At 37.8% G+C, this 13,870-nt stretch carries 11 protein-coding genes; 5 read left to right on the forward strand and 6 right to left on the reverse strand.

The window, feature by feature from the left end:
- Positions 1 to 107 precede the first annotated feature (107 nt).
- The 5 genes from CW357_RS00005 to CW357_RS00025 all read right to left on the reverse strand — a co-directional run bounded on the left by CW357_RS00005 (position 108) and on the right by CW357_RS00025 (position 6,251).
- Positions 108 to 698, reverse strand: coding sequence for a hypothetical protein (locus CW357_RS00005; protein WP_164489510.1), 591 nt, complete (start codon positions 696 to 698; stop codon positions 108 to 110).
- Positions 699 to 792: 94 nt separating this feature from the next.
- Positions 793 to 2,445, reverse strand: coding sequence for a recombinase family protein (locus CW357_RS00010; RefSeq protein WP_124217022.1), 1,653 nt, complete (start codon positions 2,443 to 2,445; stop codon positions 793 to 795).
- A gap of 57 nt (positions 2,446 to 2,502) precedes the next feature.
- Positions 2,503 to 2,706, reverse strand: coding sequence for a transposon-encoded TnpW family protein (locus tag CW357_RS00015; RefSeq protein WP_024833073.1), 204 nt, complete (start codon positions 2,704 to 2,706; stop codon positions 2,503 to 2,505).
- Between the two features lie 77 nt (positions 2,707 to 2,783).
- The gene (locus CW357_RS00020) at positions 2,784 to 3,683 is read right to left on the reverse strand and encodes a phage major capsid protein (protein ID WP_124217023.1); all 900 of its coding nucleotides are present in this window, start codon (positions 3,681 to 3,683) and stop codon (positions 2,784 to 2,786) included.
- A 264-nt stretch (positions 3,684 to 3,947) separates the two neighbouring features.
- Entirely contained in the window at positions 3,948 to 6,251 is a 2,304-nt protein-coding gene (locus CW357_RS00025) for a phage/plasmid primase, P4 family (protein ID WP_124217024.1), read from the reverse strand.
- A gap of 632 nt (positions 6,252 to 6,883) precedes the next feature.
- Between CW357_RS00025 and CW357_RS00030 the strand changes: the two genes are divergently transcribed.
- The 5 genes from CW357_RS00030 to CW357_RS18820 are packed head-to-tail and all read left to right on the forward strand — an operon-like array spanning position 6,884 to position 13,021.
- The gene (locus CW357_RS00030) at positions 6,884 to 7,123 is read left to right on the forward strand and encodes a helix-turn-helix domain-containing protein (RefSeq protein ID WP_012103576.1); all 240 of its coding nucleotides are present in this window, start codon (positions 6,884 to 6,886) and stop codon (positions 7,121 to 7,123) included.
- Entirely contained in the window at positions 7,116 to 9,041 is a 1,926-nt protein-coding gene (locus CW357_RS00035; RefSeq protein ID WP_124217025.1) for a site-specific DNA-methyltransferase, read from the forward strand. Before CW357_RS00030 ends, CW357_RS00035 begins: the two co-directional genes overlap by 8 nt.
- 14 nt (positions 9,042 to 9,055) lie before the next feature.
- On the forward strand, positions 9,056 to 12,016 hold the full coding sequence (locus CW357_RS00040) for a type III restriction-modification system endonuclease (protein ID WP_124217026.1): 2,961 nt from the start codon (positions 9,056 to 9,058) through the stop codon (positions 12,014 to 12,016).
- A gap of 35 nt (positions 12,017 to 12,051) precedes the next feature.
- Positions 12,052 to 12,774 carry a hypothetical protein gene (locus CW357_RS00045; protein ID WP_124217027.1) on the forward strand — a complete coding sequence of 241 codons (723 nt, stop codon included), beginning with the start codon at positions 12,052 to 12,054 and terminating at the stop codon, positions 12,772 to 12,774.
- Positions 12,775 to 12,790: 16 nt separating this feature from the next.
- On the forward strand, positions 12,791 to 13,021 hold the full coding sequence (locus tag CW357_RS18820) for a protein NO VEIN domain-containing protein (RefSeq protein WP_371683594.1): 231 nt from the start codon (positions 12,791 to 12,793) through the stop codon (positions 13,019 to 13,021).
- A gap of 133 nt (positions 13,022 to 13,154) precedes the next feature.
- Here the strand turns inward: CW357_RS18820 and CW357_RS00055 are convergent, their stop codons facing one another.
- On the reverse strand, positions 13,155 to 13,691 hold the full coding sequence (locus CW357_RS00055) for a hypothetical protein (RefSeq protein ID WP_124217028.1): 537 nt from the start codon (positions 13,689 to 13,691) through the stop codon (positions 13,155 to 13,157).
- Positions 13,692 to 13,870: the final 179 nt, after the last annotated feature.

The following is a 13,870-nucleotide window of genomic DNA, read 5'->3' on the forward strand; positions in this document are numbered from 1 at the left end:
TGTCCCCACCCCAACTATTTACAAAGAGCCGTTTTTTTTAGTTTTCATAGGGGGAGTTACTAAAATACTTTTATGTCTAATAAGATATCCTTATTTTGATACCACTACTATTGGATTTTTTCTTTGTAGACTGGTAGGTCGCTTATTTGAGTATAGGCATCTTCAGTTGTGTAATACAAAGTTAGTAACTGATTAAAATCGTATTCAGAGACATATTTTAGCTCTTCAGTTAGTTCACTTTCTCCTTCTTTTGCTTTATATCCATCGGCTAGTAAAGTTATCGTTTTATCTATCATTTTTTTCGTTTCTTTATCGACTGTTACGCCATTATCTATAAGATGTTCAATCAAGTTCTTATAGAAAGTTTGGAATCCTTGTTGTTCTATATCATTATTTATTAATGTTGCAATTTTTAATAAATCTAAATAAGAATCATCAAGAGTTGTTTGATGTGTCATTAAAAATGCTAAGTTATTCGGAACATAATTTTCATCTTCATCTTGAGGTTCAGTTAGAAAAACCATATCTCCTATCCCTTTCATATCTAAAAGTGCATCTAAATCTTCAGGAAAACGCTCAATTGACTCTAAATAAGCTACATTCATCGTAATAGCATTGTATTCCTCAACATTGATATCATCTGCATATGGACTCTTTTTAACTGCTTTTATGTTTTCCTCAAGTGTTTTGCCTTTCATTAGTAACAATTGACTCGCTTTAGGAGCGGTCAGATAGGGATTTATAATTCCTGAAAAAGCATAGTCGTTGATATTCGGCTATGCCGTTTTTTGTTTACTTTGGTAAGTCGATAGCGCCAATGCAGTTATAGAAAATTTGAATCCGCTGGGTTCTGCGGCCATCTATCTTTTCAGCCTTAAATACTATAATTTTGTCAATGAACTCTCGAATAATCTCTGCATCCAATTCTGTAATTTCTGTGTACTTTTTAACCAGTGCCAAAAAGCGGTCGGTATTGAGGGACTGTTCATTTGCTGTATCAATGGTATGTTTTAATTTGGTTATCCTTTCTTCCAGAGCCTTCTGCTCGGCTTCATATTCAGCCGACATCTTGTAAAAACGCTCTTCGGGAATTTTGCCCATCACATTGTCCTCATATAGCTTTTGAATGATTTTGTCTATGTCAGCAATGCGAGTCTGTGCTTGTTCGTACTCCTTTTGACTTTGGCGGAGTTCTTTGGCAAGTTCCTTTTCTGAATTATTCATAACTATACGGATGAATTCCTGTTCATGGTCCTTGGCAAAGGAGGTTACACGTCTTAAGTCTTCTAGCAAAAGCTGTTCCACTACAACATTGCGTATCTGATGTGAACTGCACATACCCTTTTTCTTGCGGTAAGTAGCACAAACGAAGTATTCCTTATCGTGTGTCCATCCCTTGCCTCTAACCTGATACAGCTTTGCACCACAGTCGGCACAGAACATCATGCCAGAGAGCATTCCCATTTCACCTAATCGTGATGGTCTTCGCTTACCATCTCTGATTTTCTGCACTGTTTCCCAAGTGCCCTCATCAATAATTGCTTCATGGGTATTTTTGAAAACCAGCCAATCTTCTGGATTGTTCAATATCTTGACTTTGCTCTTGTAGGACTTTTTAGAAGTCTTGAAATTCACTGTGTGGCCTAGATATTCCATTTTAGCCAGAATATCTGCTACGGTACGAGCCGACCAAGCATATGGGTTTTCAGGTGGTCTTGCTGGAGTGTTAATACCCATTTTGCGAAGATGAACCGTAGGTGTATCAATGCATCGCTTTTCAAGTTGCTTTGCTATCTGCGTGGGACCAAAGCCAGCCATACACAGTCGGAAAATATCTCTGACCACCTCGGCGGCTTTCTCATCTATAATCCAGTGCAACTTATCTTCAGGGTCTTTAATATAACCGTAAGGCGGATTGGTGCAGAGTGGCTTACCTGACTGTCCCTTGGATTTGAACACAGCACGGATTTTCTTGCTAGTATCCTTAGCATACCATTCATTAATAATGTTAAGAAACGGTGTAAAGTCACTGTCTGTTTGGTTTGCACTATCAATACCGTTGTTAATAGCAATGAATCGTACATCTGCTTCAGGAAACATAATCTCGGTGTAATATCCTACTTTAAGGTAATCCCTGCCGAATCGGGACATATCCTTGATGATAATCGTTCCAATTCTACCGGACTCTACATCAGCAATCATGCGGTTAAAGTCTGGTCTATCAAAAGTTGTACCGCTGACCCCATCATCCACATAAAATTCGATGTTGCGAAAACCGTTGTCCTCAGCATATTTTTTTAGAATTGCCTTCTGGTTTACTATACTATTACTGTCCCCTGCAAGCTCATCATCACGGGAAAGCCTGCAGTAAAGAGCAGTAATTTTCGCTTCTTCAAATGCTAATGTTGATTTACGTATAGTGCTAAATGTTGACTGTCTATTCATTTTTATCCTCCATTTCCGACAGTCTTCAAGCGGTTTAGCACTATGTATATTACCGTACTACCTTGAAGAAGTCGAGTTGATTTCCGTGGGTTTATATGAACTATCTGATAACTTTGAAAGGCTTTTTGCATTGACTGTAATCAGTCGTTTCAGCTTGGAATATGCACTTTCCTTTGCTGAATCACTTACTCGTGATTCCACCACATAGACCGTACCTCCGATATCGGATTTGGTTGTGCGGCTGTTACTTTGATTTTCCATATCGTGTGACCTCCTATCCGATGTTTTGAAGGAACTGGCACTGAGCCGAATTGATGACTCAGTGCCTAATCCATCATTTAAGCTTTTATTTGTAATATTTTCAGAGCATCCGGTTGAATTAGCTTGCCATCCAATCTCTCGTAAGCAGAAAATCCAATTTGCCCCTGCAATGCATATAACTCACTTAATTTCTTTATTGTTATTGGTTGACGCTCAATCAGCCAGTAATAAGATAAATCTCCGAATACTATGCTTTTTGCTCCTGCTGATACTGTAGGCATATATGGAGAGGTAACTACAGGCTTTCCGAAGATGGTGTTATCTGAAGGATTCCACAGATAACTGCCGCTTGTATCCTTAAGGGTTCTAAGAAGCATGGCTGTATTATCGTGCATGATAAACACAGCGTTATTTCGGTATTCATCTTTTAATGAAAAATACAGAGAGATGATCTCATCAAAAGAGATGGTACTATTGTCTGCTGTAGTTACATCTGCGTCTGCCGTAAGTATACCTGTTGGCTGAGTTGTGCCATTTCCATTAAGCAATGCATTTTCCTCAGCCTTGCCAAAACGCTTCGCAAAATCACCCATCAGATATTTTTCTAGATTAAAGTTCATATCGGTGACGAATGAGCGGTTTAGCTTGACAAGAGATGCCAGCTTGTATGATTTCACCAGAAACTGTGTAAATGTATCGGCGCTTTCGGGGATTGGATCTCCGTCTTCAACCCAATCTGCTGTACCCGTTGAGGATACCGCTTGAATTTTACCTTCTGCAGAAGATAGATTGATAACAGTAGCAAATCTGCGGAATATATTTTCCTTTGCCAAAGCAGCGTTAAAGCCTTCTCGGAACTCGTCTGGTGCGACATAGGCTCCTGCATTATCAAAGCCCTCGCTTAGATTTTGATTATTTTCTTCTTTTCCTTTCATAACATTCCAAAACGCTCTATTATAAGTTGTTGATGTTGCCATAATCGTTTACCTCCTAAATTTTATTAAATGTGGGGTATATACCCCGTTTGAAACCGCGTTTTTTTACGCGTTGCCCCACGCCCGTTGTCCAGATGAAAAGGTGTGGAGATTTGAACTCCCCTAGGGGGTAGGTATTAACACATGGAGTTGTATCCAGTGGTTTTAAGCTTTGTAGCAAGATGTAGCAGGTAAAAACTAAACTCTCTATTCGAGAGCGGTTTTTTATATAACCTGTTTTTCTTGCTACAAGCTGCTACACTGTGTTTAAATAAGAAAAAATTCTTCTTCTGTCAGCTTATATCCGATAAGCATTGTGGTCATTCCACCACCAGAACGTGGTCGTTTCCGTTCTACACGGGCGATAGCTGTTAATGCTTGTTTGAAGTTTCTTGCATTCTCCGAATAACATCCATTGGCACTACACCAACGCTGATACCGGGCATACACTTCGGATGTCCGCACCTCACTGTTAGGACTTTCCTCCAAGGCATCCTCGAAAAATAATGCTATTTTATCGCTGTCACGTTTATAAGCCTCCGTTGCTGTCTTAACGGAATCAGGTAAAGTCAAGCCTTCCTTCTTTAACAACTGATAGCCTTCAATTAGCCAGTTAAGGATAGCACTCTGATTCTTCGCTTTGGCGAATTCACGTTTTAGGTTTTTATCCTGCTCGCTTTCATCAAAGTGTCGTTCAAAAGGGATAATTACCACTCTGCCACTGGAAAACAGCGTCATATCCGTAATAACGGGCAGATAATTGGTGTTGATATACAGCTTAAACTTTGGTGAAAAGTCAAAAGAATTCTCATGTAGAAACCTTGCGTTGATAGTGTCACCACCCGTCATGCTTTTTACCTGTGCAGCATTTAAGACAAGTCCTCTGCTAGGTTCGGAGATATTTACATAGCGTACTCCTGCAAGCCGGGCAATATCTTCACTTGGACTTGAACTGTTATTGTTCTTTTTCAGACTGATAGTCTCTGGCCTTGCGGTACAGCCATAACTGCCTAATACCTTAAGAATGCTCTCACATAGCGTACCTTTACCGTTTCGAGTTGTAGCACCATAGAGAACAAACAGGCATTCATACCGAGTGTCTCCGCTAATACTGTAACCAAAGGCTTTTTGGAGGAATTTTGCCTTTTCCTCATCTCCGCTCATAATCTCATGAATAAATCTATCCCATCGCTCACTTTTTGCTTCTGGGTCATACTTAACACCAGATATTTTTGTGAGTCTGTCCTCGCTGTTGTGGGGACGAAAATCCATAGACATTAAAAACAATGTTCCATTGGCACAGTTGAGCATAAGTGGGTCTTGGTCAAATTCAGCCATTGATATGGGATATACGCTCTGCGCATCCTTAAGTACCGTTTCCCTGTATCTTCTTGACTGCCACTTTCGGCAATAGTCAATGTATGCCTTTCTTTGATGTTCATCCTGAATAGTCAAAGCATAGGTTAGCAGTTGGTTGGCCAATGATTTACACATTTCCATCACTTTGAGATTACCGACATCAGGAATCCAAATACCATTCTCGTAGTAAAACCACATTTTCCTTTCGGGAACATAGCGGGCTAAAGACTTATAATAATCAGCAAACAGCCTGCTTGCCCCAATATCCGTCCAAGGGTAGCGATCGTTACTCTCAGGCTTAAAGTCAGCAAGGGAACATTCTCCAAAATCTTCTGTAGCTGATGAACGCTTACCACCTGGTTTATATATTTCAGTAGCATTTGCAATTGCTTTTTCTATGGTTATCATTCCATAAGTACTGCCGGACTGTGATCTATTCCATTTATCTCGCATTAGGCCGCTCTGCCGAAAAAGTCTGTCCATCTGTCCAATATCCCTGCCACACCAAAATGCCAGCATACCGCAAAGTGCCAAATCAGCTTCACTGGCAGAAGCATAACCAGATGTATCTCCCTGCCATAATGCTTTGAACCTTTCTCCATTTGCCGATTTTAAAGCCTTCTCAATAACAGACTTGTCGGACAGATAGGATTGGCTTTCTGTATCCAGTAGTTGCTTCACAGGGGTAGGACGTAGCATATACTTGTCTAGTATCATCTGTAGTTCATTCGATTTCTCCGGTATATCACCATCTACAAATACATTGCCTGTTACGGTAACAAAGCGGTTTGTTGCTCCAGCCACATAGACCTCAACTCCCAGCTTTCTGTTGTTGATATAATATTTTGTTTTGTCAAAGTTAAAGCCTGTGGCCTTAAAGAAAATATGAAGCCCTTTTCCAGATGGACTGTGTTCCATATAGCAACCCCTAAAAGCCTCTACTACACTTTGGGAAATAGGCTTAAGCCTACCGCTGCTATCAAAGCAATCATCTAAGTCGATAACACAAATGACATTACCCACCAAAAATCCGATACCGTCATAATCACTTAAAGTAGCTACCGCCGAACTAAAATCTTTAAATGTACTCCGCTGATCTGCTTTTGCCCTTTTTCCTGTTACCGGATTATAGGGAACTTTGGTTTTTCTGCCACTTCGCTCTTCATATTTCCAACAGCAAAACTGTGGCTTATCTTTAAGCTTCTGCGGCAAGTTCTCGTATTGTGTTTTCAGTTATTTCACCTCCTTGCCTGTTATAAATGAGCCGAAATGCTACGGTTCCAGAGGGTTTGCCTTGTTGGACACAACCTCGTTATCTTTCAAGGAATACGCTCGGAATTATCGTCATGGCATATTCTGCATGAAGTATCTCTTGCATTTCGGGGTATTCAGTTGTCAAGGAGCAGTGAGAGAAAAACTATGCTTTCATTGGGGGATTATTTTTCCTCTCACCTTATAGCCACGGTAGAACATATTAGTTGAGGATTTTCTAAAAATATTTTCTTCCTCATCTATAAGCGAAGAATTCTATTGATTCGAACCCCTAAAAATACAAAAACAGCCTGTCTATTTTCCAAAAAAGACGGCTGTAATGCTTATGCTTTTGCTCAAATTTGAGCTAAAGCGATATTTAGTTTAAGAAGGCTGAATGCTGTAGTTTTGGATTTTTCAATTAGACTTTTCGACTTTTTTGTCTAAAAGCTTTAATTCGAACATCTTAAGATAAATGCGTAAATAGAAAATTGTGATTGAAATAGACGAAAAATAATGTGAGATTAAAAATTTATACTGTTTATAGCGTGTTTTTGTGATATAATTATTAATATTTGTAGGAGGTGCAAAAAATGGCAATACATTATAACAAGCTATGGAAGCTGCTAATTGATAAGAATATGAAAAAGAAAGATTTGCAACGCCTTTCCGGTGTTAGCTCGGCAACTATCACAAAGCTTGGCAGAAACGAAAATGTAAATACAGAAATACTTCAAAAAATATGCACAGCTTTAGAATGTGACATTTGTGATATTTTAGAGTTTGTACCTGATAAAATTGAGAAAGGCAAGGTGAATGATAACAATGATTAAGGATATTATGAATGCCAATGATAGTGCAACACCGAACAGTCGAGAAATGGCTGTATTAAAAGAAAATTTCCCCTCATGTTTTAAGGCAGATGGATCCTTTGATATTGAGCGGTTTAAGGAATTTTTAAGTGATAAGATTGCTGTAACAGGAGAGGGTTATGAACTCAAGTTTTTAGGAAAAAATTATGCCCGATTGCTGGCTTCAATTGATACTACAACAGTTGTTGTGCCGGACGAGGAACATAACTCAAAACCAGAAAATATGAACAGTGAAAATATCTACATAAGTGGCGACAATCTTGATGGGTTAAAGCATCTCTTGAAATCCTATTCAGGTCAAGTTAAATGTATTTATATTGATCCTCCTTATAACACTGGAACAGATGGATTTGTGTATAATGACCAGTTCAAATTTACTGTGGAAGAGCTTTCGGAAAAACTAAGTATTAGCGAAGAACAGGCACAACGTATTTTAGACTTAACAAAGCGTGGTTCGGCTTCTCATTCTGCGTGGTTAATGTTTATGTACCCACGTCTTTTACTGGCTAGGGATTTACTTAAGGATGACGGTGTGATTTTTATCTCAATAGATGATAATGAACAAGCAAATCTAAGGCTTATTTGTGATGACGTGTTTGGGGAGGAGAATTTTGAAGGTCACATTCATTGGAGAAGACGACATAATCAACCGAATGATAAAACTAAATTAATAGGAATTGTTGCTGAACACATTCTTGTATACTCTAGAAATTGTCAATACCTTAAAGATGCAGGCGTTGGTAAAGTTGCACTTACAGGAGAATTTTCAAATCCTGATAATGACCCACGTGGTGACTGGGCTTCAAAACCTTGGAAAGCAGGTTCTGATCAATCTGGCACTAGATACACTATTATTACTCCAACTGGGATTGAACTTAATGAAGAATGGATGGGAGACTTTGATACATATACATCTCTTTTAAACGACAATAGAATATATTTTCCACGTGGTGGCGATGGAATGCCTCGAAAGAAATATTTCAAAACTGAAAGGCAGGCAGAGGGGCAATGTGCTACTAATTGGTGGATTCACGAAATTTATGGGAGCAATCAAAAAGCTAGCGATGAATTAACAGAGCTATTTGGATTTAAAAATGCTTTTAGTAATCCCAAACCAACGCAATTAATTGATGCAATAATAAGCTTAGCTAATGTTAAAGACGGTGATATTATTTTGGATTTCTTTAGCGGTTCTGCAACTACGGCACATTCTGCACTCAAATTTTCATTAGGATGTAAGTGTAAATTTATAATGATACAATTGCCTGAAAACCTTGATTATCTTTTTGCAAATGCTTCTAGTAGTGAAAAGGAAAAGTGGAAAAATGTTATAGAGATGTTAGATGAAAATGGGCGTCCTCATACACTTGATCAAATTGGTATAGAACGCATTATCAGGGCAGCAAAAAAGATAAAAGAAGAATTTCCAGACACTAAGGTAGATCTCGGTTTTAGGCACTTTATTCTTGCTGAGCCTGAGCAAAACACTCTAGACAAGCTTGAAAAGTTTGACCCAACTGAAAATAAATTATTTGCTGACAAAGACATTCTTAGTGATTTTGGAAAACCTACCGTCCTTTCAACGTGGCTTGTTAGAGATGGATATGGACTTACAGCAGATGCTGAGGAGTTAAATTTTGCTGGATACAATGGCTATTATATAGGAAAACATCTTTACCTAATTGACCCGGAATTGTCTAATAAGGCGATTGAAGCCATTGTAGTAAAATATGAAACTGACGGTAACTTTAATCCTGAGAACGTGGTGTTATTCGGTTATAGTTTTACATGGACGGAAATGGAAGCTTTAAAAATTAATTTGAAACGGTTGAAGGATACAGAGAAAAACTTGCGTATCAACTTCGATATCCGTTATTGATTGGAGGGTATGTTATGGAACTTATCCTACAACGAGGATTACCACACCAACAAAAAGCTGTAGATGCAATAAGTGCTGCTTTGAATGGGGTACAGATAACTTCTCCTGTACAATTTTATGAAAATCCAAGCATTTCTCTTTCTGATCCTAAACTAGCTGCAAATATTAGAGAAATTCAAAAAAATATACCTTCAGAATATCGAAGCAGTATGCCTATTGATGACTGCTTGAATATTGATATTAAAATGGAAACCGGTACAGGAAAGACTTACGTTTATACTCATACTATATATGAGCTTCATAAACGTTACGGACTTAATAAGTTTATTATCGCTGTACCTTCACTTGCGATTAAAGCAGGAACTGCACAGTTTTTGCGTGATGAATATGTAAAGCGACATTTTTCCGATGTTTGTGGCTATGGTACAGAGATTGAGGTTGGAGTACTAGAAGCACCAAAAAACAAGAAAAAGGGTCGCTCCTATTTCCCGAGTGTTGTGAGCGACTTTGTAAAAGGTTCTTGCCAGAACACGAAGAAGATTTATGTATTATTAGTTAATATGCAACTACTTGTTGTCCGATCAAATGGTATGCTTAGCCGTGACGACTATGATTATGGAGTAGAAGGTTTTTATAGACCACTTGATGCTATTCGTGCAACAAACCCTGTTGTTATTATTGATGAGCCACATAGATTTTCTCGTGACCAGAAGGCATTTAAGGTTATCGTTGATGAAATAAAACCACAGTGTATTATACGCTTTGGTGCTACCTTCCCTGAAACTACAAGTGGACGTGGAAAAAACAAAATAACCGTAAAAGACTACCAAAACCTGCTCTATGATTTAAATGCCTGTGAATCTTTTAATCAAAATTTGATAAAGGGAGTAACGAAGGAGCATTTTGAACCGGTATCCAAGCGTGAAGAAAAGGTGAAAATCACTTCCATCACAAGCAAGGATTCTGTTACCTTTCAGTATAAAAAGCGTGATGAATCGACTAAAACATTTACTCTTAAAACTGGAGATTCACTATCTATCATTAATGAAGCTTTCGAGGGAATTACGGTTCATGCTATTGGCAAATCAACAGTTGAGTTTTCTAATGGTATTCAAAAGTCAACTGGTGAGGAATTGGATGTGGATATCTATATGACCTCTTATCAAGAGCAGATGATGCGTCTTGCCCTTGAGCGTCATTTTGAAACAGAAAAAATAAACTTCTGTGGTCGCAATTTCAAGATCAAGACATTGGCATTATTTTTTATCGATGATATATCATCATATCGACCAAACGAGGAAGGTAAAACCCCTTATCTATTACAAGCTTTTGAGAGATTGCTTAAGGAACGGATAGAATCGGTGCTATCTACCCTCAGTGAGCATGATACTGAATATCGGGCATATCTGGAAGCAAGTCTTGCAGATATTTCTGCTTGCCATGCAGGCTATTTTTCACAGGACAATAGCGATTCGGATGAAGATATAGCAAAAGAAGTAGAAACTATCCTTCATGGAAAAAAACACCTTCTCTCTTTCAAGAATAAAGACGGTAGCTATAACACTTTACGTTTTCTATTTTCAAAATGGACACTTAAAGAGGGCTGGGATAACCCTAATGTATTTACGATAGCTAAACTTCGTTCTAGCGGAAGTGAAAATAGTAAACTGCAAGAGGTTGGACGAGGTTTACGTCTACCTGTAGATGAGAATGGTAATCGAATCTCCAATGAAGAATTCCAGCTTAATTATATTGTTGACTTCACAGAGGCAGACTTTGCTAATCGATTAATAGACCAAATAAACGGAGAAATTCCACAAGCTTCTTCTATTAGCGAAGAAAGATTGGAACAAGTGGCCAAGAAGCTTGGCATGACTTCTGATGAGCTTTTTGATGCACTATATGATAAACATTACATAGACAGGCGATTAAATATAAAACCCGATACAAGGGACGCTTTCTTTGCAGAATACCCGGACTTTGCTACAGGATTGTCTTCAGGTAAGGTAAAAGACCGAAATGTAGCAAAACCAAAACCTGTAAAAATCCGCAAAGCTGTTTACAGTGAAATACGCAAATTATGGGAAGCAATCAATCAACGATACCTACTTTTCTATGATGATGATCTGGATGCTGATATGGCTAAAGTTGTTTTATCCTTGCTGGAAAAACCCGGTGTTTTTACAGACGTTGTCATGACTAGCTCCAGAGATATCGTTAAGAGCGATGGCTCACAGATGATGATTGTTTCAGATACAGGCGCCCAATATATAGTATCCAAACCTATTCCCTACAATGAATTTCTTAAGAGGATCACAAATGCTACAAACATTCCAATTAAAATATTGCATGAGGCATTGTGTGAGTATGTTAAGAGGAATGGAACTATAAATCCAGAACATATTAATGAAAATTCTGTCAGCATGTTTATCCAACAATTTCATGACTGGAGAAGCAATAATTTGCAAGGTCGATTCCATTATGCAAAAAGCAATACGCCTGTTGGTGCAACAGCACTTACCTATTCAGACGGTTCTCCACGTGAAGATATTGCACAGGGACGTATCGGCACAAAGATAGTTCCGGGAACTCCAAGTGAGAAGTATTTATATGATGCTTTCGCTTATGACTCACCGTTGGAACAAAAGAATATTATGTCGGACATCGAAGAAGTTATTGTATATGGAAAAATTCCACGTAGCAGCATTGCCATACCGACTATTACCGGTGGAATGTACAGTCCAGACTTCATGTATGTTGTAAGAAAGGCTTCCGGTGAGAAAGAGCTTAACATTGTAGTCGAAACAAAAGACGTAGAAAATAAATCCGACTTACGTGGTACAGAAAAAGCAAAAATTGATTGTGCTCGTGTTTTCTTTGATATGCTCTCGAAAGATGGATACACTGTTTATTTCCGTGATCAGTTAAACAACAAACAGATGGCTCAGATTATTAAAGAAGTATTGGCAGAGTGATTTGTGTGAATTTCTAGCTGAAAGGAGGTAAATCAATGAAAGCTATGATATTCTTAAACACAGCTTGGATGGAAAGATATGAAGGTTTATTGGGAAATGATAAAGAAATACATGGCGGTGGCTCCTATGTTGAAGAATATGGTTATGGACACGAAATATTCAATTTCAAAAAAATTAGCGATAAGGTATATGGTTATGCTCAGCCAAGCGGGTATAACAACCTACAAAGATTAGGAGCGAGTGAAGATGATGAATTCATAGATGATGTTTTAGTCATTTTCACTGCAACCCACAAGAATGGCGGAACGTACATAGTTGGATGGTATAAGAATGCTAGGTTTTTTAAAGATTATCAGAACACTAATCTTTCAGAAAGAAAATTTAGAAATGAATATATCGGATATTATGCTGTTGCTAATGCTGACAATGCTACTTTACTGAGTATAGATGAAAGGTTCTCATTCCCGATAATACCAAGAAGAGTAAAAGGCGGAATGGGTCAATCAAATGTTTGGTATGCTGATAGCCCTGAAATGGAGGATTTTAAGAAAGAAATTCTAAGACATATAGAAAGATATGAAAAAAAGAAAAGTATTAGGCGTCGCCTTCCTATCTTCCGCCAAACCGATGCAGAACTAAGAAAGAAAATAGAGAATATCGCTATTAGAGAAGTTACCAGAGAGTACTCAGAAAGGGGTTTTACCGTGACTTCTGTAGAAAGCGAAAACTTAGGATGGGATTTGGAAGCAGTTTATTAAGAAAATTAAATTAAAAATTGAAGTTAAGGGACTAGCAGGTCAAGAGGTTTCTGTTGAATTAACTCCAAATGAATTTTCAAAAATGAACAACAATAAGGACTCTTACAGATTATGTGTTGTTACAAAGTGCCTAGAAAATCCTGTACTTTATGTTTTTTCATATTCCTCTGAAAGGAATGAATGGATAAGCGAAGATGGTCATATACTTTCAATTGACCAGATTATATCCGCAAGGTGCTATACTTAATTCCATAAAATGTCCATATTTTGTATTACCAATAAATACAAAAAGACCAGCCGCTTCAAGCATTCATGCCTGATTGTGACTGGTCTCTTTTTGCTCCGCTTGAAGCTGTTCATTTAAGTTTTTCTTTCAATCCCTAAGTGAACGCTTCTTTATGTGCTGTCTTTTCGTTTAAAACATCCTCACTTCCACTTAGCGTTAAACCATAGATATTGGTCTTATTGACTTTAACGTTGTCAAACTTCTCTCCGTAATATTCTTTAAAGAATGGTACAGTACCAGATTTTAATTGAAGTAGCTTTTTCACGGATGCATAGATGTCTTTATCAGATAAATCTTGAGTACCTTCCGTTTTTTCTAATATCTTTGCAAAAGCTTTAATTTCTGCGTCAGTAGGTTCCGTACCCCAATTCAAAGCGATCGACTCTTTCAAGATGAATGTAATAGGATCAGAAGCATATTTAAAGTTTACTAGTTTAAATGCTTCTCTCATATCTTCAACGGAGTCAAAAGACTCTTTATTGAAAATGTTGATTTTGCTTTCTGTTTTTGATACCTCTGCTGTTTTATTTGTTTTTGTTTCTTCTTGAGTACAACCTGACAAGAGTATCGCCCCTGATGCTACAGGTATTAAGATAAGAGCTAAACCTTTACGCAAATTTTTACTATTCATTTGTGAAACCTCCTAAGTTCTTTTCCTGTAGATTTATCTATTATGTATCTAACAAACCTATATATAAATTATATACTTAAATTTAATAATCTCTACTTTTTCTGTAATTATTACCCATTCATTTTTGATGATAGGTTGTTGAGGTATGAGTTGAGCTATGTTGAGAATGAGAACTTTAA

The sequence above is a fragment of the Rummeliibacillus sp. TYF005 genome, from assembly GCF_003844195.1.
GTDB lineage: Bacteria > Bacillota > Bacilli > Bacillales_A > Planococcaceae > Rummeliibacillus.

What these genes read in the sequence shown, in the direction of transcription:
- CW357_RS00040 (WP_124217026.1), top strand. Translation starts at nt 9,056, where the DNA reads ATGGAACTTATCCTACAACGAGGATTACCACACCAACAAAAAGCTGTA.
- CW357_RS00035 (WP_124217025.1), top strand. Translation starts at nt 7,116, where the DNA reads ATGATTAAGGATATTATGAATGCCAATGATAGTGCAACACCGAACAGT.
- CW357_RS00015 (WP_024833073.1), bottom strand. Translation starts at nt 2,706, where the DNA reads ATGGAAAATCAAAGTAACAGCCGCACAACCAAATCCGATATCGGAGGT.
- CW357_RS00010 (WP_124217022.1), bottom strand. Translation starts at nt 2,445, where the DNA reads ATGAATAGACAGTCAACATTTAGCACTATACGTAAATCAACATTAGCA.
- CW357_RS00055 (WP_124217028.1), bottom strand. Translation starts at nt 13,691, where the DNA reads ATGAATAGTAAAAATTTGCGTAAAGGTTTAGCTCTTATCTTAATACCT.
- CW357_RS00045 (WP_124217027.1), top strand. Translation starts at nt 12,052, where the DNA reads ATGAAAGCTATGATATTCTTAAACACAGCTTGGATGGAAAGATATGAA.
- CW357_RS00030 (WP_012103576.1), top strand. Translation starts at nt 6,884, where the DNA reads ATGGCAATACATTATAACAAGCTATGGAAGCTGCTAATTGATAAGAAT.
- CW357_RS00005 (WP_164489510.1), bottom strand. Translation starts at nt 698, where the DNA reads ATGAAAGGCAAAACACTTGAGGAAAACATAAAAGCAGTTAAAAAGAGT.
- CW357_RS00020 (WP_124217023.1), bottom strand. Translation starts at nt 3,683, where the DNA reads ATGGCAACATCAACAACTTATAATAGAGCGTTTTGGAATGTTATGAAA.